The organism is Flaviaestuariibacter terrae (genome assembly GCF_054777635.1).
Map to the genome: position 1 here is coordinate 1,834,611 of NZ_BAAHAL010000008.1, position 20,271 is coordinate 1,854,881.

Genomic DNA, 20,271 nt, shown 5'->3' on the forward strand with positions numbered 1-20,271 from the left:
CGGATGGGGGCACGGCAATTTTTCGCTTTGCTGGCCGTTTCAAGAGTCTAAACCGAAGCGCATGAGACCATCGGGCCAACTGATTTTTTCCTTCCTGCTCCTATGCCTCTTTTCTGCTCAGGGCCAGAAACGCTCCGTTTCCCCAAAGGAAGGCCTGAATCTGAATTTTTCCGACCTCGCGGACGTTGAGCTCATTGTGCAACACTACACGCGTTTCGGGCAGGACCCGGACGCCGCGACCTGGGAGGTAGCTGCGGTTTCGTGCACGGTGCCCAGCAGGGGCTTTCGTGTTGCCGACAGCTTCTATGCCGCGCATGCTGTTGCGAACCGTTGGGACGATGGCGATTCGGTTTATACTGCCTCTATTGCAGTTGAGGGATCGCGGAGTAAGTTGACGTTGCGCCTCAGCGAAGACAGCGGTGGCATCCGGATCGCATTACCGCCTGCATTTCGCTTCTCCGGGCCGGTGCATCAGCCGGTAGTCGATTCAAATGTCCTCACTGCCGGTACGCAATTCACCTGGCAGCCTGCGCACGGCGCCGCGGACCCGGTATTTGTAGAAATACGGTACGACGGGCAGGTTGCTTCGGGTAAGCGGCCCCGCCGGATAGTGGAACACCGCTTCTTAATTCCGGACAGCGGGCACTGGATCGTAGACCGGCGGCTTTTGAGAGGGGTACCGACCGGGGCTTTTGTGTCCGTTGAATTCAACCGAGGTCATTTCCTCAGCTTTCGCAGCGGCCTTTTCCGGTACGAGGCTTCCGTATTCGAAAGCGCCGTAACGCATTTCATCCCTCGGTAAAGAGAGGATCAATCTCGGTTGTTTGCATTCAGTTATATGGCTGCGCTGACAAACCAGTTGGGCGCTGAAAGAAAAAGTCCGGCCTGGGCCGGACTTACCTCGAAACGAAAAGCGCAGGTTACGCGAGCTCGGGCTCGGCAACTTTGTCGGGGATCGTCATGCCGGCGATCAGTTGCTTCTGGTCGGAGATCTGCATCTGCGCCTTTACCAGCAGGAGGTTGTTCGACGGGCCTCCAGCCGCTGTCGTGGCATCGGTGAGCGAGATGTAGAAGTCTTTGCCGCCCAGCGACACAGATACTTTCGGCAGCTGGTACACCGGGATCGGCGGCAGCGAGAAGGCTTTCGAGATGATGGGGCCGAGGATCGCGTTGAGTGCCGCGTTGAGACCGGCGAGCAGCGGGTACAGGAGGTAGCGCACCCAGTCGGGGATGCTGCCCCAGCTGAAGTCGAAGTAGGGAATGGGGAAACCCTGGAGCTGCACATAGAGCTCGCCGTTCCTGACACTGGGCACAAGCGTGCCGGCGATGGTGGCCGAGGCGCGCGGACCGAACGAAAAGTCGGGGAGGGGCCAGGGCGTGTGCACCGTCAGCTGGGCCCAGGCGGCTGCCTGTATAACGGCCGAAATGCTGCCGTCGCTGTTGATGCTGAAATTCTGCGGCGCGCTTACCTGCGCACCCACGCTGCCGTCGATGATGGACCAGCTGAAGCCCGTTTGCGGGCCGAGGGGGAAGGGCAGGGCAGCGGCGGCCTGAAGGGCGCTCTGGTCGGTGCCGAGGAAGACACAGTTGCCGGGCCAGTTGCCGGGCGCCGGCACATCGGGCTGCGTGCCGCCGAGGGCCGAGAAAGCCAGCACGTTGGGCGATTGCACTGCCGGAACCGGCATGCTCAGTTGGAGCGAGCCGAGCTGCAGCGCCGGGATGCGGATGGGGCCGAGTAGGGTGTTGTTCAAATACGGCACGAGGAAATAAGGAATGACGGCCGAATTGAGCAGCGCTTCGAGCGCCGGGTCGCCGGGCAGGCTCACCGAAGCGTTGACGATCTGCGCGGTCAGGTAATTGCTGCCGCCCGACGTCGAGGATGTTGCATTGGCAATGCCGGTCAGCGAGCCGGCGATCGTCGTGGGCGCGGTGCCGCCCTGGTAGTTGATGGTCAGTTGCACGGCCGGCGCATCAACCATAAACGCCGCGGCTGCGGCGGCCCCGATAAGCGATTCCAGGTGCGCCTCTTCGAGCTGCAGGTTGCCGCCCCGGCGCATCTTGTCGATCTCGCCCCGGAAGTAGCTTTCGGCCTCCAGGCTGCTGGCCAGCCGCGCCTGCGGGGCACTGGTGAAATCGAAGGTTACCGAGTCGATGCCCATCTGGCCTACGCTCAGCGTGTTGCGGAAGATGGCGGGGTAGAGAGCGCCATAAAACTGGCCGATCAATTTGTTCAGCGTCGGGTTGTCCATGCCCGTGACGACATTGTAATTCATAATTATTGTTTTGGGGTGATTTGATGCACCGAAGCTACCCGGCCCGGTGCGCAAAGGCCTTCCGGGAACTACGGTTTCGCATTGCGAGTTGTACGGTATTTTTTTGCCCGGACCGTAAAAACCGACCGTAGAAATACGCCGCCTTCCGCCGGCTGATGCGCTACTTTCAGGGCAACCAAAACGCATTGCCATGCTCCCCACCCAACTACCCGTTCGGCTCGTGCTGGCCGACGACCACGAGCTTTTTCGCGATGGACTTTCCCTGCTCCTGCGCAGCGATCCGCGGATCACGGTGGAGGGCGTCGCCGCCGACGGCGAGGAGCTCGTGGAGCTGGCCGCGCGTCTCCAGCCACAGGTGGTGCTCACCGACATCACGATGCCGCTGCTTGATGGCCCGGCGGCGGCGCGACGCATCCGCCAGCTTTCGCCGCGAACCGGCATCGTTGCGCTGTCGACGCACGACGGCCTGCCGGTGGTACTGGAGATGCTCCGCGCGGGTGCCTGCGGCTACCTGCTCAAGAATGCGAGCCGCCAGGAGATCCTCGAAGCAGTACTGGCGGCGAGCCGCGGCGAAGAATACTTTTGCCGCGCCGTAAGCTCGCGGCTGGCCCATTTTGCTATCGGCGACGGGGACCCGCGGCTGGTCGCGTTTGACGAGCGGGAGCTGGCCGTCATCCGCTATATCTGCCGTGAGTACACCACCGAGGAGATCGGGCGCGCCCTTTTCCTCGGCAAGCGCACCGTCGACGGTTACCGGGCCCGCATCCTGGCCAAGATCAAGGCAAAGGGCACGGCGGGTATCGTGCTTTATGCCCTAAAGAACGGCCTTTGTCCGCAGCCCGATGCGGTTTCCTGCTAAGCGTCAGCCCGCCCATCCCTCGCGGTCGAGGCTCCGGTAATGGATCGCTTCGGCCACGTGCTCCGTTTCGATTGCCGCACTGCCGGCGAGGTCGGCGATAGTGCGCGCCACTTTGAGAATACGGTCGAAGGCGCGGGCCGACAAATTGAGCTTTTCCATGGCCGCCTTCAGCATCGACTGCCCGGCGGGGTTGAGCACGCAGACTTCCTTCAGCAGCTTGCTGCCCATCTGCGCATTGCAATACAGTCCCGCTTTCCCCGAAAACCGCGCTGCCTGCCGCGCCCGCGCGCCGATCACGCGGTCGCGGATGGCCGCCGAGGGCTCGGGCTTGTGCGCTGCCGTGAGCTCGCTGAAGGGAACGGGCGTTACTTCGACGTGCAGGTCGATGCGATCCAGCAGCGGTCCCGACACCTTATTGAGGTAGCGCTGCACCATCTGGCTGCTGCACTGGCATTCGCGCTCGGGATGATTGTAGAAGCCGCAGGGACATGGGTTCATCGAAGCGATCAACATAAAAGATGCGGGGAAGTCGACCGCGACCCGGGCGCGCGAGATGGTCACGCGGCGCTCCTCCATCGGTTGCCGCATCACCTCGAGCACCGTGCGCTTGAACTCCGGCAGCTCGTCGAGGAAGAGCACGCCGTGGTGGGCGAGCGAGATCTCGCCGGGTTGCGGCACGGAGCCGCCGCCGACGAGGGCAACATCCGAGATCGTGTGGTGCGGGCTCCGGAAGGGCCGGCTGGCGACGAGCGTGGCGCCTTCGGGAAGCTTGCCGGCTACCGAGTGGATCTTCGTGGTTTCGAGCGCCTCGTGGAGCGTAAGCGGTGGCAGAATGGTCGGCAGCCGCCGCGCAAGCATCGTCTTACCCGCGCCCGGCGGACCGATCAGGATGGCGTTGTGGCCGCCGGCCGCGGCGATCTCGAGGGCCCGCTTGATATTCTCCTGCCCCTTCACTTCGGCAAAGTCCACCTCGCTGCGCTCCTGCGCATCGGCAAAGGCGGCCTGCAGGTCTACCTGCACGGGCTCGAGTCCCTGCTCGTCCTGCTCCAGGAATGTGAGCACGTCTCGAAGGTGCTCCACGCCGTACACGGCAATACCTTCCACCATGGCCGCTTCGCGGGCGTTGACCGAGGGGAGTATGAGGCCTTTGAACCCGGCGCTCCGTGCGCCGACGGCCATCGGGAGTGCCCCGCGAACGGGGCGCAGGCTGCCATCGAGCGAGAGCTCGCCCATGATCACGTAGCGCTCCAGGCGCTCCGGTCCGGGTATCCGCTCCGCCGCCGCCAGTATGCCCAGGGCGATGGGCAGGTCGAAGGCCGAGCCGCTTTTGCGGAGATCGGCGGGCGCCAGGTTGACGACGATCCGCGTGCGCGGCAGCTCGTGGCCGATCGCGCCCAGGGCGCTTTCAACGCGCTGCAGGCTTTCCTTGACGGCATTGTCGGGGAGACCTACCAGCAACACCCCGACGTTGCTCTCGATCCAGTTAACTTCTATCGTAATAGTGAGGGCATGAACGCCATGAACGGCGGAACCAAAGGTCTTGACCAGCATCGGCTTTTGTTTGACCTAAAGCTACCGGGCGCGTCTTGCGCAGCGAGGTGAAGAAGACCATCGATCGCACAGAAAATAAGCAGCAGGCCACGGTGTTTTTCCCAGCGAAAGCAGCGCAAATCTTCCGCTGATGGAATTCTAATGGCAGTTCATGCAACATTTTTTCGGTAAAAGGAATCAGGGTTTTAACTTAACCCCCTTTCTTTACGCGACCTAAAACCGACTCGCTGATGCGTCGACGCTACCTATGTTTTTCCCTGCTCGTGTTCCTGTACTTTTTCCACGCGGATGCCGGCGCGCAATGCCCCGTCAATCTTGGCTTCGAGCAGGGCAACTTCGGTTTCTGGCAATGCGCTACCGGCCAGGTGTCGGCCACGGGCGGCATTAACCAGATGACGCTCACGCCCTCGGCGCCGATGATCGGGCATCATAGCCTGGCCGACAGCTCCGAGCCGGCGGACGACCCCTACGGCGAGTTTCCGATGGTATGTCCCTACGGTGGCCGCTACTCGGTGCAGCTCGGTAACGACGGCACGGGGCACGAAGCCGACGCCCTTTCGTACACCTTCGTGGTGCCCAGCAACCTCGATACGTTTACCATCACTTTTTTTTATGCCGTGGTGCTCCAGAACCCGGGGCATGCACCCTACGAGCAACCACGCTTCACCGTAACGGCGCGCAACGAAGGCACCGGAACGGTGGTAAACTGCTCCGACTTCGACTTTGTAGCCACCGGGGGCATTCCCGGCTTCAAGAGCTCCCGCATCGATGGCACCGTTGTCTACAAGGAATGGACACCGGCCTCGCTGCAATTCGCAGGTATGGCGGGCCAGACGATCACACTCGAGTTCCGTGTGTCCGACTGCACCCGTGGTGGTCACTTCGGGTACGCCTATGTTGACGTAAGCGAAAGCTGCAACGGCCAGCTGGCCACGGCTCCGTACTGCCCCGCCGCAAATGCCATCGTGCTCAATGCACCTTATGGCTTTGAAACCTACACCTGGTACAACCGCGACTTCAGCCAGGTGCTTGGCTTCGGCCAGTCGGTAACGCTGTCGCCTCCACCGCCCGGCGCCGATTATTTCTGGGTGAGCATGGAGCCCTACCCGGGCTATGGCTGCCCCGATACGGTCAAGGCCGTCGTAACGCCCTACCCAGTGCCGGCGCCACCATCGGCGCGTGATTATTATTACTGCCTCGGCCAGCCCTCGACGCCGCTCGCGGCCACCGCGCTGCCCGGTCATGTGCTGCAATGGTACCTCTCCCAAACCGATCCGGTCGGGGCCACCACCGCGCCCACACCGCCCACCACCGCAGTGGGCACCAAAGTATACTGGGTGGCCCAGAAGCAGCTCTTTGGCTGCGAGAGCCTCCGGGTGCCGGTTACGGTGCACATCATAGGCTCGGTGCCGCTCGCCTTTACGGTCAGCAACGACCGGCAATGCCTCGCGGGCAACCAGTTCACCTTTACCAACAATGCCCCGGCGATCGGCAATTCGCCGTACTACTGGGACTTCGGCGACGGTGGTAGCCATTACGCGACGCCCGGGGGAACAACGACATACAGTTATTTCAACGCCGGCTCGTATACAGCGAAGCTGATTCTCCGTAATGCAGGCGCCTGCAGCGATACCGCCGAACATCCCGTTGTAGTGGTCGCGACTCCTGTGGCCCTCATTGGAGGTCCGCAGGCGATTTGCGTGGGAGCGGCCGGCGCAACGCTCAGCGACTCTACGCAGCTCGCCGGCTCCACGATCACGCAATGGTGGTGGAATGTCGGCGGTGTTGTAAGCAACGCGTCAAGCGCGCCACTGCCTTCCTCCGCTGCAGGGCCCGTTCCGGTAGCCTTTGCGGTTACCTCGGCCGAGGGTTGCCGCTCCGATACCACGCGCGTTCTGCTTCCCGTACACAGCCGCCCCGTGGCTGCCTTTGATTTCAGCGGGCACTGCGACAATGAGCCGCTCCGGTTGCGCGACCGTTCGTTTCAGCCCCTCAATACCCAGGGCGAAATCCTGGCCTCCTGGCAGTGGTCCGACAATGGAGCGCCGATCAGCACGACGCGAAGTCCCGATGTGTTCCTGAGCGGCGGCACGCATCATGTGCGTCTCGTTGTGGCCAATAATTTCGGATGCAGCAGCGACCCGGCCGACAGCAGCGTTACCCTGCTGGCGCACCCGCAGGTGCAAGTTTCCTACGACGATTCCTGCGCCGGCCGTCCCATCGTGTTTACCGCCAGCATTCGCTCGGGCACCGTGCGCGACTGGCGCTGGAATTTTGGTACCGGTACGTTCAATGGTGGCCCTGTGGTGCCACAAACATTTTTGCAGGCCGGGATCCGCCACCTGCAGCTGCTGGCCATTGCTCCCGATGGTTGCCGCGATACCGTCGAGCGCACGGTCCCCGTACTCATAAACACGGCCTGGGCCGGCCGCGATACCGCCGGCGCTTACGGCGAGCCGGTGCTGCTCTTCGGGCACGGCGATACCACGATGCGCTTTACCTGGACACCCGCCAACGCCCTGCTCGACCCCGCAACACAGCGGCCTTCGGCGGTATGGCCCGACGATCTTCGCTACGAGCTTTACGCGGTTGACCGCTTTGGCTGCGAAAGCCGGAGCTCGGTGCTGGTGCGCCGCTACCTCGGCCCCGAGTTGTTTGTGCCCAACGCCTTTACTCCCAACGGCGATGGGCGCAACGACCAGCTCGTTGTGCGGCCCGTGGGTATCCGGACGCTCAGCTACTTTGCCATCTACGATCGCCGCGGACAGCTTCTTTACCGGAGCACGGATGTGAGCAAAGGCTGGGATGGAACCTTCCAGGGTGTCGCGCTGGCTTCGCAAACGTTCGTTTTTGTTGCGGAAGGGATCGATTACAAGGGGCAGCGGGTATTCCGGAAAGGCACGGTCACGCTGCTGCGGTAAGCTGTAGAAATACGGTCAGAGCTCCAGCAGTGCAGGGTCGCCCCAGATGCGGCAGTCGCTGCGGCCGCGCAGCCCTGCCCAGGCCGCGTCATCGATGATCTCCAGCTCCTCCACGCGGCATTCGTTGCAAAAGAATTCCAGTACCTCGGGGCTTGCAAACAGCCCGAACAGGTCGGGGCCCGGCGGCACCACGAACACGTATTGCCCAACCGGAACCTGCGCCACGAAATGCAGCAGGTCGGCCTTGGGAAGCCGCGCACGGAAGCGATACGTATCGATGAATGCCATTCGCTGCGAAGATACGCCGGGGTCTATCCCTCCGCCAGCAGCGCCTCGAGCCGCTGCAGGAAAAGGCCCGCATGGTAGCCGTCCATCAGCCCATGGTGCACATGCAGCGAGAGCGGGAGCGTACGGCGGCCGCCGCTTTCCGACATTTTTCCAAACGCGATCTTCGGACAACTGTCGGCAAACGAAAAGGCCCGGGCATGGGCCAGCCCGGTAAAGCGGATCCACGGCATCGAAGAGTAATGGATGACGTTCTCACCCGACACTGCGGGAATAAGACCCGTGGATGCCCGGACGCGGTCGCGCTCAAGCGCGGCTTCCCGTAGAAATACGGAACGGTCGGCGTAGTAATCCATATAGGCGAAGCCGAAGGTGCCGTCGGGGCGGTTGATAGTGGGAGAGGCATGCACGGCCTCGTATACCAGGACCTCGTCTCCGCTGATACGGTAGCGGAAGGGCTCCGTGCCGTTGGCCGCCTTCAGCGAGCACCACAGGTAGTGAAGAAAGAAGGAGACGCCTTCTTCCTTGGCGCGCCGGTATGCGGCTGTACAATCCACCTCCACGCAAAGCCCGAAGAAGGGCTCTTCAAACCTGCGAAAGAAATTAAAGTGGTCGCGGCGCGGCCAGCTGCTGATGTCGAGCGGTTGGGGCATGCTGCTAAAATACGCAAGTCGGCCTTCGGGCAAACGCAGGCGGATCGCTTTATGCCGCAGGCGACACAAGGTTGTCTGCCAGTGTCAGGTCAGCAGCGGCAGGATGTCGTGGATGCTGACGACGCTGCGGAAATTCGCGTGCTCGATCGTATCCTCCACCACTTCGTGGGCCCAGGTGGTGTGGTACGGCACATGCACGGCGTGGCCACCGAGCTCGAGCACGGGCAGCACATCCGACTTGAGCGAGTTGCCCACCATCAGGAACTGCTCCGGCGCGATGTCGAGGTGACGCACCAGCTTGCGGTAGTCGCTCACGCCTTTGTCCGACATGATCTCGATATGGTGAAAGTGATGGTCGATCCCGGAGTTCTTCATCTTCCGCTCCTGGTCAAGTAGGTCGCCCTTGGTGGCCACCACGAGGCGGTAGCGGTCTTTGAGGGCCAGCAGCACATCCTCGATGCCGTCGAGCAATTCAATCGGGCGGGCCAGCAATTCTTTCCCGAGCTCCAGTATGCGGCCGATCGCCGACGCTTTTATATGTCCTTCCGAAATGCTGAGTGCCGTTTCGATCATAGAAAGCGTAAAGCCCTTGATGCCGTAGCCATACAAGGGGAGGTTCTTGATCTCGGTTTGCAGCAGCGCGCGCTCGGCGCTATGCAGCGGCATGAAGTCTTCGAGGAGGCCGCAGAAGGCGGTTTCGGTTTCCCGGAAGTACGGCTCGTTCACCCACAGGGTATCGTCGGCGTCGAAAGCAATGACTTTGATATCCATAAGCAATCCTCTTTAGGAGGGTTGCAAAGGTAGGCCATCGGGCCCACCTGACTTTCCTCAGTTGCGGGGCACTTGTCAATCATGCCGCGGACGCTGTAGCCTCAGGCGCGGGCCCTCTGGCCACGGGTACTTTTGCCCTGTCAACAAAACACAACATTATGAAAACGATAGCTACACGCCGGCTGCTCTCCCGCTTTCTCCTGCTTCCGCTGGCCGTGTTACTGGGTATGGTACCCGCCGGCGCCCAGACCGTACGCAAGACAGGGACATACGAAATAACGGTGAACGGCACTTCCAACCTGCACGACTGGACGATGAAAAGCCTTGGCAACGGGATCGAAGCGGTCTTCTATGCACCCTCCGCCGCGAAGGTTGCCACGATCAACCCGCCGATGCTGTTCACGATGCCGGTGAAGAACCTCAAAAGCAACGAAAGCATGATGGACTCCCGCGCCTACACTGCGCTGAAGGCCGATAAGTTCCCGGCACTCAGCTTCCGCCTCCTGGCTGTAACGCCGGGCGCGGTGCAGGGCAACCGGATGCCGGTACGCGCCACGGGCCAGCTGACCATCGCCGGGGTTACCCGCGACATCGTGCTCAATGCCATGTCGGTCACCAATGCTGACGGCTCGGTGCTGATAACAGGCAGCCAGCCGATCCGCTTCAGCGAGTACGGCCTCAAGCCTCCCAGCTTCATGCTCGGCGCCCTGCGCGTTGGCGATGAGCTCACGATCAATTACACGGTCCGCTTTCAATAAACCAAATTCCCGCTGCCGGCAAACCGGTGGCCTCTAACTCTGAAAATTTCTGCCATGAAAAAGAATTTCCTATCCCACGCCCTCCTTGCTGCCGTCCTCGCCGCTCCCGTCTTTGCAGGCGCACAGGGCACCGACAAAGAATTTTACGGCCGCCCGAGCAATTGGCGTCCCTACGACCAGCGCGGCATCAACGTATTCGAAACGCCCAAGACCGACACGATCCCCTTCGAAGGGCCGCGTGTTCGCCTCGGAGCCGGCTTTACGCAAACCTTCCAGAGCCTGAAGCATAGCAACAACTTCACCCAGGCGCCTACGGATGCCAACCGTCTCTACCCGCTCACGGCCGGTTTCAACACGGCTTCGGCAAACCTTAACCTGGACATCCAGCTTGCCGACGGCATCCGCCTCAACGTGGTCACCTACCTGTCTTCGCGTCACCACAACGAAGCCTGGGTGAAAGGCGGCTACATCCAGTTCGACAAGCTGCCCTTCAAAGGCGCGCTGTGGAACAAGCTGATGCAAAACACGACCATCAAAATCGGTCACGGCGAGATCAACTACGGCGATGCGCACTTCCGTCGCTCCGATGGCGGCCAGACCCTCTACAACCCCTTCGTTGAGAACTACATCCTCGACGGCTATGCAACCGAGATCGGTGGCGAGGTGTACTACCAGAAGTACGGCTTCTTCGGAATGGTCGGTGTATCGAACGGTATGATCAAGGGTAACGTCGACTCGCTGGTAAAGACCGCGCAGGATGACAACATCCACAAATCGCCGGCACTCTATGCCAAAGGCGGCTTCGACCAGAAGCTGGGTGACCTGCGCCTTCGCGGTGCGCTCTCCTACTACCACAACGGAAGCTCCGGTGGCAACACCCTCTACGGTGGCGACCGCACCGGTTCCAACTACCTCATGGTGATGGAAAAGGCCGGAAGCACCTACACTGCGCAAGCCTTCTCGGGCCGCCTCAATCCCGGCTTCAGCAAAACCGTTGACGCGGTGATGCTCAATGCCTTCATCAAGTTCAAAGGAGCCGAGTTCTTTGCTACCTGGGAGCAGGCCGAAGGCCGAAGCAAAGCCGAAGACAGCCGCCGCAAGGCCGACCAGATCGCGGGCGAGTTTGTCTACCGCTTCTGCACAAACGAACGCTTCTTCGTCGGGGCACGCTACAATAAAGTAAATGCCGAGCTCCAGGGTTATTCCGATAAAGTAACCGTAGACCGCACCGCACTGGCTGCCGGCTGGTTCCTCACCCGCAACGTGCTGCTGAAAGGCGAGTACGTGTGGCAGAATTACAAGGACTTCCCCGTAACCGATTACCGCATGGGTGGCAAGTTCAACGGGTATGTGATCCAGGCCGTTGTCGGATTCTAACGGACTTCCGAGTACATGATCGATAATTGGACAGGCGCAGCGATGCGCCTGTTCTGTTGTCAGGGCTGGCATGTTTTTGACGGGAGAGGGGCGTGCAAACCCTTTTTCCCATCGAGTCGTTGCTGCCGGAAGGCTTTTCCTACTACCCCGATTTTCTCAGCAGCGCCGAGGAGGCATCCTTGCTGGCCGCGGTGCGGGGCACCGAGCTTCACAGCTTTGTGTTCCAGGGCTACGAGGCGAAGCGGCGCGTGGCCTCCTTTGGCGTCGACTGGAGCTTCGAGCGGCGGCAGCTGGCTTCGGGTCGGCCGGTGCCGGACGCGTTTCGCCCCTTGGTAGAAAAAGTAGCCGCGCACCTGGGGCGCCCGCCCGGCGACTTTGCCGAGTTGCTCGTAACGGAGTACCCGCCCGGCTCGGTGATCAACTGGCACCGCGATGCGCCGCCCTTTGCCCTGATTGCCGGTGTGTCGCTGGGCTCCGACTGTACCTTCCGGCTGCGTCCCTACGACAAGGCGCTGCAGGGTCGGGGCCGCATCCGCAGCCTGCGGGTGGAGCGCCGCTCGCTCTACGTGATGCAGGGCCCGGCCAGGAGCGAATGGGAGCACAGCATCGCGCCCGTGAAGGAGCTGCGCTACTCGGTTACGCTGCGGACCCTGCTTCCCGGCACATAAAAAAAGGGCCCGAAAGGGCCCCTCGTCATTACGAAACCAAGAATGTATTAAAACACATCAAAACGAAATGACTGGGTCTGGTGCGCCTTCACCGTGCCGGCGGCGTTGCGAGCCGGGGTCCAGCGGCGGGTGCTGCGGAACTGCGCGATGGCGGCTTCCTCGAGGCCGTAGCCATTCCGGCTTACCGGCTGGATATTCGACACGTTGCCACGGGCATCGACGTCGAAGCTGAGGGTGACGATGTAGGAGCCGGCAGGCAGCTGGTGGGCGATGCCGGCGTGCATGGCCTTGGTGAGTACGGTCGAAACAAAGGCGCTGAAGGCACTGTCGCCACCGGGGTAGCTGGCGGCTACGGTCGCTGCGGCTTTTTTGGCGGCAGGCGTTTCCTCGTTGCAAAAACCGGCCAGGGAGAGGATCAGGAGGAGGGCGGAGAGTACGGTTGCTTTCATGTTGCTTTGTTTGACAAGTCAAAAGTACTAGTGCCGCTATGGGGGGTTACACTTATATCGACTAAGTGCCGGTTTTGGTCGGCGAACGGGCATAAAATGTTAAATAGGTGAATATTCTTAGAAGGTAGTTGCGAGTAGGCCGAAAAATGGCCGCCATCCGGCAGCCATCCTTATAAATAAGCTCTTCTGTAAACTAATCCGAGGATCAGGCAATGCCTTCCTTATTAGCCAACTGGCCACAGGCGGCATCGATATCCTTGCCCCGGCTGCGGCGGAGGCGGGCGTTCACTTTGTGCTTGCTGAGGTAGCCCATAAACTCTTCCATCCGCTCGTCGGTGGGCCGCTCGAAATCGGCGAAGTCGATCGGGTTGTACTCGATGATGTTCACCAGGTCGGCGGGGATCTGGCGGTAGAGCTTTACCAGCTCCTCGGCGTCCTTCTGCGAATCGTTGAAGTCGTTGAAAAGTATATACTCGAGCGTGATCTCGTTCTTCGTCTGCTTATAAAAGTAATTGAGCGCATCCACCAGCGTCTTCAGGTTATTGGACGCATTGATGTTCATGATCTCGTTGCGCTTGGCGTCGTTGGGCGCGTGGAGCGACAGCGCCAGCTTAAACTTCACCTTGTCGTCGCCGAGCTGGCGGATGGCCTTGGCCACCCCGGCCGTGGAAACCGTGATCCGGCGCGGGCTCATCCCGAGGCCGTCAGGAGCGGTGATCCGCTCGATCGCCTTGAGTACGTTCTTATAATTGAGGAGCGGCTCGCCCATGCCCATAAATACGATGTTGCTGAGCTTTTTGCCGTGCACCCGCTCGCTCTGCTGGTTGAGGAGCACCACTTCGTCGTAGATCTCGTCGAAATCGAGGTTGCGCTTGCGGTCGATGTAGCCCGTGGCGCAGAACTTACAGGCCAGCGAGCAACCGATCTGCGAGGAAACGCAGGCCGTTGAGCGCTCTTCGGTGGGGATGATGACCCCCTCGCAGAGGTGCCCTTCGTGGGTGCGGAAGCGGCTTTTGACGGTCCCGTCGGCGCTGTACTGGGTAGCGTCGATGGTAAGCGCGGGGAGCGTAAAATGCTCGCCGAGCTTCTGGCGAAGGTCCTTGCTCAGGTTGGTCATGTCGGCAAACGTGTGCGCCTGCTTCGCCCAGAGCCACTCCCACACCTGCTTTGCGCGGAATTTGGGCTCGCCCAGCACCTCAAAGTACTGTGTCAGCTCGTCCAGCGACAGCTGGCGGATATTGCGGACCCCTTTTGCCGGGGCAAATGCCGTTTCGCTCATGCCGCAAAGATACTTTAAACGGGTCAGGGGAGAGCCCGGGCTGTCTTATCTTGCGATGCATTTAACAACGACACCGTTTGTCGTTTGTAGTTTGTTGTTTGTGGTTGCGCAAAGCGCAGCCAGTATCCGCAACCGGCGTCAGCCAACTACAAACTTCAAACTGCAAACTCCAAACTTTCTCTATGCGCGACGTATACGTTATCGATGCCCTCCGCACCCCCATCGGCCGCTATGGCGGCGCCCTCTCTTCCGTGCGCCCCGACGACCTGCTGGCCCACGCCATCCGCTCGCTCCTCGCCCGCAACCCGGCCGTGGACCCGGCCGCCATTGAAGACGTGATCGCCGGCGACGCCAACCAGGCAGGCGAGGACAACCGCAACGTGGCCCGTATGGCTGCCCTGCTGGCCGGCCTCCCGGTGACGGTGCCGGGCAACACCGTGAACCGCCTCTGCGCCTCCGGTCTCCAGGCCATCATGGACGGCGCCCGCCAGATCATGACTGAAGACGCCGAGCTGATCATCGCCTGCGGCGTCGAGAGCATGAGCCGCGCGCCCTTCGTCATGGCCAAATCGACAAGCCCCTTCCAGCGGACCGCCGAAGTGGCCGACACGACGCTGGGCTGGCGCTTTGTAAATAAGAAGCTGGCCGATGCGTACCATCCCTACAGCATGGGGGAGACCGGCGAAAATGTGGCGAAGCAATGGCACATCTCCCGCGAGGCGCAGGATGCCTGGGCGCTGCGCTCGCAAAACAACTACTTCGCCGCCCTCGAGGCCGGCAAGTGGAGCGCCGAGATCGTACCGGTAGAAGTACAGGAGGGCAAGGAAACGAAGCTGGTAGATACCGACGAGCATCCCCGCCGCACCTCGATGGAAAAGCTCGCGGGGCTGAAGCCCGCCTTCGTGAAGGACGGAACCGTAACGGCGGGCAATGCCGCAGGCCTCAACGACGGCGCCGCCGCCATGCTGCTCGCCTCGGGCGACGCCGTGAAGAAATACGGCCTCAAGCCGATTGCCAAGGTGCTGTCGATGGCCGTTGCCGGCGTCGATCCCGCCATCATGGGTATCGGGCCCGTGCCTGCCACGCAGAAGGCGCTGAAGCGCGCTTCCCTCTCCATCGCCAACATCGATCTCGCCGAGCTCAACGAGGCCTTTGCCTCGCAGGTGCTTGCCGTCATCCACGACCTGCAGCTTGACCCCGCGCGCGTGAACGTCAACGGCGGGTCCATCGCGCTCGGACACCCGCTGGGCTGCTCGGGCGTGCGCATCTCCACCACGCTCCTCCACGAGCTCAAGCGCCGCGGCAGCAAGTACGGCCTCGCCACGATGTGCGTGGGGGTAGGGCAGGGAGCGGCGATCATTTATGAAAGTTGCTAAGTCGGAAGTGGGAAGTCGGAAGTAAGCATAAGACGTCATTGCGAGAAGGGGGGCGTGAAGCGCCATCCGACGAAGCAACCGGCTGCTCGTTACTCCCGCGGCCGGTTGCTTCGCCGCTTTCCGCTGCGCTCCAAGGGTCTCGCAATGACGGGGGCACGAGTTCCGAGTTCCGACTTCCGACTTTGGTTGTTGCCTCGGGTCTGATTGTTGCCGAAACCTCTTTACATGAAACGATTTCTTCCGCTTTGCCTCCTCCTCCTGGCCTGTAACCCGTACAAGGCCATGCGCCCGTCGCGCGCGGACTTCAGCACGGCCACGGGTCCGCTGGGAATCTCGTTCAGGGTGCCGAAGGGCTGGCGGTCGGTTCGCAACGAGACCGACTCCGCCGGGCGGCTGGTGAAGTTCTATGAGTATGGCGGCGGCACCGTGTTCTACGTGGCCTATGCCCCACAGGGGGGCAACATACAGCCCATCCCGCGCGAGCGGCACGTGCCCAAGCTGCTGCCTTCGGGCGATACCTTATATAAAGAAGAGTCCGGGGCCACGAGCCGTATCTGGCGCGAGGATATCAAGGGTCTCCTGCGGGCCGGCTATATCAATGTGACCGAGGGAAAGCGCGAGGCGCTGTTCGATTCGGCGGTGAACTCGGTGCGGGCCATCCGGTAGCGGGAAAGACATCCCTGGCAAATGACGGCTGATGCTTTCGACAATCCGTTTTAACCCCAAGAGATTGCTTCGCTTCGTTTCACTTCGCTCGCAATGACGGCGTGTTGCTGTTCCCGCCGGGTAAATGGGGCTGCAGTAGGCGCAGCATGCCTTTCCCACCCGGCTCTGGCCTGTTGCAGGGAATGCGAGTACCTGGAACGACCGGCTTTACCCTGTTGCGAAAGGTGCAAGGCGCCTTACCCAGCCGGGTATACCGTGTTGCGGGAAGTGCGGCACGGTAGAACCAGCCGGCAATACCCCGGTGCACGGCTGCGGGACGGTAGCGCCGGCCGGGATTGGCTTGCTGCACGAAGTGGAAGCCTCCAACCCCGGTTTTCGCTGCTCCCCGCACACAATACGGCTCTTCTAATCCACTATTTTTTAGTCGATTGCGCGAAATGCTGCGCGAGGCCGTCGAAGGGAACGCTTTCCTGCTTGCCCGTCGCCAGCTCTTTTACGACCGCCGTTTGCTGCTCCAGCTCACGGGAGCCGATGATGACGATATAGGGTATGCCTTTTTTCTCGGCATACTTGAACTGCTTGTCCATCTTGACCGCCTCGTGGTACAGCTCGCCGGAAATGCCCGACGCACGAAGTCCCTGCAGCAGCGCGTAGGCACTGCGGCTTTCTGCTTCGCCGAGGTTGAAGAACAGGGCCGTGGTGGCCTGGGTAACGGTTTGCGGGAACAGCTGGAGCTCCTCGAGCACATCGTAGATGCGGTCGACGCCGAAGGAGATGCCCACGCCCGGCATATCGGGCACCCCGAAGAGACCGGTGAGGTCGTCGTAGCGGCCGCCGCCGCCGATGGAGCCGATCTTAACGGTTGCCGGCGCCTTTACCTCGAAGATGATACCGGTGTAGTAGTTGAGGCCGCGGGCGAGGGTGAAGTCCAGCACGAGGTTCGGGTGAGCGGTGAGTGCTGAGCGGTGAGCTGGTTCAAGTTCCCCTTCCGTCAGGGAATGGGTCTGTGCTGCGGCAGAGACCATCTCCCATACATATTGTATTTCCTCGATGCCCTTCTTCGCGGTTTCATTTTCGCCGAACAATTCCCTGATCGCCGCAAGTTTCTCTTCGTTCGTTCCCGAGATATTCAGGTAGCGCTCGATAAGGCGCACCTGGTTCTCATCAAGCCCGCGTTGTGCGAGCTCCTCTTTCACTTTGTCAAGGCCGATCTTATCGAGCTTGTCGATGGCGATGGTGATGTCCATCATCTTATCGGCGCCGCCGCAGCTTTCGGCGAGGGCTGCCAGCAGCTTGCGCGAGTTGATCCGCAGCTCGTAGCCCGGGAGGCCGAGTTGTACAAATACGGTATGGTAGATATGGCAAAGATCCACCTCGTTGAGCAGCGAGCGCGAGCCCACCACGTCGGCGTCGCACTGGTAGAACTCGCGGTAGCGGCCCTTCTGCGGGCGGTCGGCACGCCACACCGGCTGCACCTGGTACCGCCTGAAGGGCAGGGCAAGCTGGCCGTGGTTCATCGCCACGTAGCGGGCGAACGGGATGGTGAGGTCGTAGCGAAGCGCGCGCTCGGTAAGGTCCTTGCTGCTTTTGCCCTGCAGCACCTTCTCAAAGGCAGCGCGTGCGCCTTCCTCCTTGGCCGGGTTGTCGAGGCCGTTGTTGAGGATCTTGAAAATGAGCTTGTCGCCCTCCTCGCCGTACTTGCCCATGAGGGTGTCGAGGTTTTCCATCGCCGGTGTTTCGAGCGGCTGGAAACCGTACAGCTCAAATACGCTGCGGATCGTTTGCAAAATATACTGGCGCTTGCGTACCACCTCGGGGCCAAAGTCGCGGGTGCCTTGCGGGAGAGAGGGTTTCTGGTTCATGTCTAATTAAAAATTCAAAAGGCAAAATTCAAAAGCCGGTTGTCGTCAAGGGTTGCGCCGTATGCGCTTTTTGACTTTTTACTTTTGACTTCTGACAGCGTAGTTAGTAATGATCGCCGTACACGCGGCGTCGATCAGTTGATAAACGTCATGGTACCCGGGCTCTTCGCCGTACCAGGGGTCGGGCACGTCTTCGCCGGCGCCGGGATGGAGCTCGTTGAGGAGGAGGTCTACCTTCGAGGGGTTCCAGTGGCGGCCGGCAATGCGCTTCATGTCGTCGATGACGTCGGCGGCCATGGCGTAGATCTTATCATAGTGCTGCAGGTCGTCGGCTGTGAATCGCCGGGCGCGCTGCGTGCAGATGTCGATGCCATGGAGCTTCGCCACCTTCTGCGACAGCCGGTGCGGCGCCTCGCCCACATGGTAGCCGTTGGTGCCGGCGCTTTCCACCGTCCACCCGAGCCCCAGCGCGTCGGCTTTATGCTGCAGGATGCCCTCCGCCAGCGGACTGCGGCAGATATTCCCGAGGCAAACCATTAAAATTTTCATCGGCGCAAAGATAATCGGCAATGGGGGAGATAATCTGCTAATTAGCTAGTCTGCTGGTCTGCTAATGTTTTGCATCCCTACCAAACGGGCATCCCTGCGGGATGCGGGAAGGTTGCATCCCGAAGGGATGCCACGTATTGAATTGCACATATGGTGCTACCTAGCGAGCATCCCTGGCGGGATGCGTTTGTGCCGTATCGGATGGTCTGGGCGCCAAACGGGCATCCCTTCGGGATGCGGAAGGTTGCATCCCGAAGGGATGCCACGTATTGAATTGCACATATGGTGCTACCTAGCGAGCATCCCTGTCGGGATGCGTTATGTGCCGTATCGGATGTTCGGGGCGCCAACCGGCATCGGTGGCGGGATGCGCTATTGTTGGATATGCTGCTTCGCGATTGAACGGGCATCCCTACCTAACGAGCATCCCTGCGGGATGCGGAATGTGCCGTATCGGATGTTCTGGGCGCCAACCGGCATCGGTGGCGGGATGCGCTATTGTCGGATATGGTGCTTCGCGGTTGAACGGGCATCTTCGCCGGATGCGGGAAGGTTGCATCCCTACGGGATGCCGTGGGTGGCAAGGGTGAACCGGTACGTCCGCATCCCGCCAGGGATGCCCGCTTGGTAGAACAAACGAATAGAAAGGATTTTTCGGCATCCCGTAGGGATGCAACCTTTGGGAAAGGCTTCCTTACAACCACCATGCTTCATGGCTTCGGAACGCCCTGAATTTATTATTGGATGCCGCCGACAGATCCACCAAGCAATGCCCAGAATCCCAGCGGATGCAACGCATCCGCCTATTAGCAGACTAGCAGACTACCCCATTAGCAGACTAGCAGATTGCACGTATGGAAACCGCGCGGCCCCGCATCTCATAGCAAAACCAAACGCCATGAGTCCCAACGAAATTACCCGCAGCTCCCTGCTCGACCTGCTCTTTGAGCACCGCAACAAGCAATACGGCGCTTATGTGCTTCGCAAGTATTATGGCAACCGGCTTAGCCTCGCCATCGGCATCATGCTGGCGGCCGTGCTGCTCGGGCTCTTCCTCCTCAACCTGCTGGCCGGGAAGCCGGAGCGGGGTTTCCTGCCGCCCGATCGCGGCGTGCTGGTGCAGCTCGCCCCCGACCCCGTGACGCAGCCCGACCAGCCGAAGCCGAAGCCCGTGCAGCGGGCCGGTGCTGCGGCGCCGACGGTTGGTTATACACAGCCCCTGATCGGTCCGGACCCGACCGACGTACCGCCGACCGACGCCGTCGGCAACTCCGCCATCGGTACACACACGACTCCCGGCGACGGCCCCGGTGATTTGCCCGCCCCCGGTGTCGATCCCGTGCCGCCCGGGCCCGCGCCGCTGGCCGCAGCGCCCGCCGAGCCCGAAGCGCCCTCCGCGCCGCCTTCCTTCCCCGGAGGCATGAAGGCCTGGGGCGACTTCCTTGCCCGCTACCTGCAGGCGCCCGCCGACATGGAGCCCGGTGAGAAGCGCTCGGTACTCGTTCGCTTCTGGGTGGATGAAGAAGGCAACGTGGGCCGCTTCGAGTTCCTGCAATCGGGCGGACAGTCGTTCGATAGCGAAGTACTGCGCGTGCTGCGGAAGATGCCGAAGTGGAAACCTGCGCTGCAGCGTGGCCGCGCTGTGGCTACCTCCTTCGTACAACCGGTTACATTTCAGGCGCCCGAAGAATGAAAATGTCCTAATTTGCCCAATCCAAAAAGCCCGCAGCCGGAATGGTAGAGGAATACGAACAGAAAAGACGACGACAGGTGAGCCGCATGCGCTCGATCATGGATATTACGATGGGTGTGGTCTTCAGCCTCCTGGGCCTGCTGTTTCTTTATCTCCAGTTTACCAACCGCGACCTGCTCGGCCGGCGACCCGACAAGATGAACTATTTGCTCGGGCTGCTCTTCCTGGCTTACGGATTCTGGCGCATTTATCGTGGGTATAAGAAGAACTATTTCCGATAG

Annotated in this window: 19 protein-coding genes; 10 read left to right on the plus strand and 9 right to left on the minus strand. The window is 61.1% G+C overall.

The annotated features are described in order from the left end of the window. Positions 1–61: 61 nt before the first annotated feature. The gene (locus tag ACYU7Z_RS15955) at positions 62–802 is read left to right on the plus strand and encodes a hypothetical protein (RefSeq protein ID WP_460572267.1); all 741 of its coding nucleotides are present in this window, start codon (positions 62–64) and stop codon (positions 800–802) included. Positions 803–920: 118 nt separating this feature from the next. Here the strand turns inward: ACYU7Z_RS15955 and ACYU7Z_RS15960 are convergent, their stop codons facing one another. Continuing rightward, positions 921–2,273 carry a hypothetical protein gene (locus tag ACYU7Z_RS15960; RefSeq protein ID WP_460572269.1) on the minus strand — a complete coding sequence of 451 codons (1,353 nt, stop codon included), beginning with the start codon at positions 2,271–2,273 and terminating at the stop codon, positions 921–923. Between the two features lie 190 nt (positions 2,274–2,463). Between ACYU7Z_RS15960 and ACYU7Z_RS15965 the strand changes: the two genes are divergently transcribed. Further along, on the plus strand, positions 2,464–3,132 hold the full coding sequence (locus ACYU7Z_RS15965) for a response regulator (RefSeq protein WP_460572270.1): 669 nt from the start codon (positions 2,464–2,466) through the stop codon (positions 3,130–3,132). A 3-nt stretch (positions 3,133–3,135) separates the two neighbouring features. Here ACYU7Z_RS15965 and ACYU7Z_RS15970 read toward each other — a convergent pair whose 3' ends face one another. Then, entirely contained in the window at positions 3,136–4,683 is a 1,548-nt protein-coding gene (locus ACYU7Z_RS15970) for a YifB family Mg chelatase-like AAA ATPase (RefSeq protein WP_460572272.1), read from the minus strand. Positions 4,684–4,913: 230 nt separating this feature from the next. Here ACYU7Z_RS15970 and ACYU7Z_RS15975 point away from each other — a divergent pair, with 230 nt between their 5' ends. Beyond that, a complete protein-coding gene (locus tag ACYU7Z_RS15975) occupies positions 4,914–7,604 on the plus strand; it encodes a PKD domain-containing protein (RefSeq protein WP_460572274.1) in 2,691 nt (896 codons plus the stop codon). 15 nt (positions 7,605–7,619) lie between these two features. On the opposite strand, the gene ACYU7Z_RS15980 is transcribed toward ACYU7Z_RS15975, so the two are convergent. The 3 genes from ACYU7Z_RS15980 to ACYU7Z_RS15990 form a co-directional block, all read right to left on the minus strand. Then, positions 7,620–7,892, minus strand: coding sequence for a hypothetical protein (locus ACYU7Z_RS15980; RefSeq protein ID WP_460572276.1), 273 nt, complete (start codon positions 7,890–7,892; stop codon positions 7,620–7,622). A 23-nt stretch (positions 7,893–7,915) separates the two neighbouring features. Continuing rightward, positions 7,916–8,542, minus strand: coding sequence for a CatA-like O-acetyltransferase (locus ACYU7Z_RS15985; RefSeq protein ID WP_460572278.1), 627 nt, complete (start codon positions 8,540–8,542; stop codon positions 7,916–7,918). An 84-nt stretch (positions 8,543–8,626) separates the two neighbouring features. Further along, a complete protein-coding gene (locus tag ACYU7Z_RS15990) occupies positions 8,627–9,313 on the minus strand; it encodes an HAD family hydrolase (RefSeq protein WP_460572280.1) in 687 nt (228 codons plus the stop codon). 158 nt (positions 9,314–9,471) lie between these two features. Between ACYU7Z_RS15990 and ACYU7Z_RS15995 the strand changes: the two genes are divergently transcribed. The 3 genes from ACYU7Z_RS15995 (at position 9,472) to ACYU7Z_RS16005 (ending at position 12,116) form a co-directional block, all read left to right on the plus strand. Next, positions 9,472–10,071, plus strand: coding sequence for a YceI family protein (locus tag ACYU7Z_RS15995; protein ID WP_460572282.1), 600 nt, complete (start codon positions 9,472–9,474; stop codon positions 10,069–10,071). Positions 10,072–10,125: 54 nt separating this feature from the next. Beyond that, a complete protein-coding gene (locus ACYU7Z_RS16000) occupies positions 10,126–11,448 on the plus strand; it encodes a hypothetical protein (RefSeq protein WP_460572284.1) in 1,323 nt (440 codons plus the stop codon). A 92-nt stretch (positions 11,449–11,540) separates the two neighbouring features. After that, positions 11,541–12,116, plus strand: coding sequence for a 2OG-Fe(II) oxygenase family protein (locus ACYU7Z_RS16005; RefSeq protein WP_460572286.1), 576 nt, complete (start codon positions 11,541–11,543; stop codon positions 12,114–12,116). A gap of 47 nt (positions 12,117–12,163) precedes the next feature. Here ACYU7Z_RS16005 and ACYU7Z_RS16010 read toward each other — a convergent pair whose 3' ends face one another. Both ACYU7Z_RS16010 and rlmN read right to left on the minus strand, forming a co-directional pair. Beyond that, positions 12,164–12,565: an energy transducer TonB family protein gene (locus ACYU7Z_RS16010; protein ID WP_460572288.1), complete on the minus strand. Its 402-nt coding sequence runs from the start codon at positions 12,563–12,565 to the stop codon at positions 12,164–12,166. A gap of 205 nt (positions 12,566–12,770) precedes the next feature. Continuing rightward, positions 12,771–13,844 (minus strand): 23S rRNA (adenine(2503)-C(2))-methyltransferase RlmN, encoded by a 1,074-nt coding sequence (rlmN, locus tag ACYU7Z_RS16015; RefSeq protein WP_460572290.1) that lies wholly within the window; start codon positions 13,842–13,844, stop codon positions 12,771–12,773. 182 nt (positions 13,845–14,026) lie between these two features. Here rlmN and ACYU7Z_RS16020 point away from each other — a divergent pair, with 182 nt between their 5' ends. Continuing rightward, complete coding sequence (locus ACYU7Z_RS16020; RefSeq protein ID WP_460572292.1) at positions 14,027–15,220, plus strand: thiolase family protein; 1,194 nt, start codon at positions 14,027–14,029, stop codon at positions 15,218–15,220. A 225-nt stretch (positions 15,221–15,445) separates the two neighbouring features. Continuing rightward, a complete protein-coding gene (locus tag ACYU7Z_RS16025; RefSeq protein WP_460572294.1) occupies positions 15,446–15,886 on the plus strand; it encodes a hypothetical protein in 441 nt (146 codons plus the stop codon). Positions 15,887–16,299: 413 nt separating this feature from the next. On the opposite strand, the gene hisS is transcribed toward ACYU7Z_RS16025, so the two are convergent. Both hisS and ACYU7Z_RS16035 read right to left on the minus strand, forming a co-directional pair. Continuing rightward, positions 16,300–17,748: a histidine--tRNA ligase gene (gene hisS / locus ACYU7Z_RS16030; RefSeq protein ID WP_460572296.1), complete on the minus strand. Its 1,449-nt coding sequence runs from the start codon at positions 17,746–17,748 to the stop codon at positions 16,300–16,302. A gap of 78 nt (positions 17,749–17,826) precedes the next feature. Next, the gene (locus tag ACYU7Z_RS16035; RefSeq protein WP_460572298.1) at positions 17,827–18,297 is read right to left on the minus strand and encodes a low molecular weight protein-tyrosine-phosphatase; all 471 of its coding nucleotides are present in this window, start codon (positions 18,295–18,297) and stop codon (positions 17,827–17,829) included. An 898-nt stretch (positions 18,298–19,195) separates the two neighbouring features. On the opposite strand from ACYU7Z_RS16035, the gene ACYU7Z_RS16040 reads away from it, so the two are divergent. Next, on the plus strand, positions 19,196–19,990 hold the full coding sequence (locus tag ACYU7Z_RS16040) for an energy transducer TonB (RefSeq protein WP_460572300.1): 795 nt from the start codon (positions 19,196–19,198) through the stop codon (positions 19,988–19,990). Positions 19,991–20,067: 77 nt separating this feature from the next. Further along, positions 20,068–20,271, plus strand: coding sequence for a hypothetical protein (locus tag ACYU7Z_RS16045; protein ID WP_460572302.1), 204 nt, complete (start codon positions 20,068–20,070; stop codon positions 20,269–20,271).

What these genes read in the sequence shown, in the direction of transcription:
- ACYU7Z_RS15955 (WP_460572267.1), top strand. Translation starts at nt 62, where the DNA reads ATGAGACCATCGGGCCAACTGATTTTTTCCTTCCTGCTCCTATGCCTC.
- ACYU7Z_RS15960 (WP_460572269.1), bottom strand. Translation starts at nt 2,273, where the DNA reads ATGAATTACAATGTCGTCACGGGCATGGACAACCCGACGCTGAACAAA.
- ACYU7Z_RS15965 (WP_460572270.1), top strand. Translation starts at nt 2,464, where the DNA reads ATGCTCCCCACCCAACTACCCGTTCGGCTCGTGCTGGCCGACGACCAC.
- ACYU7Z_RS15970 (WP_460572272.1), bottom strand. Translation starts at nt 4,683, where the DNA reads ATGCTGGTCAAGACCTTTGGTTCCGCCGTTCATGGCGTTCATGCCCTC.
- ACYU7Z_RS15975 (WP_460572274.1), top strand. Translation starts at nt 4,914, where the DNA reads ATGCGTCGACGCTACCTATGTTTTTCCCTGCTCGTGTTCCTGTACTTT.
- ACYU7Z_RS15980 (WP_460572276.1), bottom strand. Translation starts at nt 7,892, where the DNA reads ATGGCATTCATCGATACGTATCGCTTCCGTGCGCGGCTTCCCAAGGCC.
- ACYU7Z_RS15985 (WP_460572278.1), bottom strand. Translation starts at nt 8,542, where the DNA reads ATGCCCCAACCGCTCGACATCAGCAGCTGGCCGCGCCGCGACCACTTT.
- ACYU7Z_RS15990 (WP_460572280.1), bottom strand. Translation starts at nt 9,313, where the DNA reads ATGGATATCAAAGTCATTGCTTTCGACGCCGACGATACCCTGTGGGTG.
- ACYU7Z_RS15995 (WP_460572282.1), top strand. Translation starts at nt 9,472, where the DNA reads ATGAAAACGATAGCTACACGCCGGCTGCTCTCCCGCTTTCTCCTGCTT.
- ACYU7Z_RS16000 (WP_460572284.1), top strand. Translation starts at nt 10,126, where the DNA reads ATGAAAAAGAATTTCCTATCCCACGCCCTCCTTGCTGCCGTCCTCGCC.
- ACYU7Z_RS16010 (WP_460572288.1), bottom strand. Translation starts at nt 12,565, where the DNA reads ATGAAAGCAACCGTACTCTCCGCCCTCCTCCTGATCCTCTCCCTGGCC.
- rlmN (WP_460572290.1), bottom strand. Translation starts at nt 13,844, where the DNA reads ATGAGCGAAACGGCATTTGCCCCGGCAAAAGGGGTCCGCAATATCCGC.
- ACYU7Z_RS16020 (WP_460572292.1), top strand. Translation starts at nt 14,027, where the DNA reads ATGCGCGACGTATACGTTATCGATGCCCTCCGCACCCCCATCGGCCGC.
- ACYU7Z_RS16025 (WP_460572294.1), top strand. Translation starts at nt 15,446, where the DNA reads ATGAAACGATTTCTTCCGCTTTGCCTCCTCCTCCTGGCCTGTAACCCG.
- hisS (WP_460572296.1), bottom strand. Translation starts at nt 17,748, where the DNA reads ATGAACCAGAAACCCTCTCTCCCGCAAGGCACCCGCGACTTTGGCCCC.
- ACYU7Z_RS16035 (WP_460572298.1), bottom strand. Translation starts at nt 18,297, where the DNA reads ATGAAAATTTTAATGGTTTGCCTCGGGAATATCTGCCGCAGTCCGCTG.
- ACYU7Z_RS16040 (WP_460572300.1), top strand. Translation starts at nt 19,196, where the DNA reads ATGAGTCCCAACGAAATTACCCGCAGCTCCCTGCTCGACCTGCTCTTT.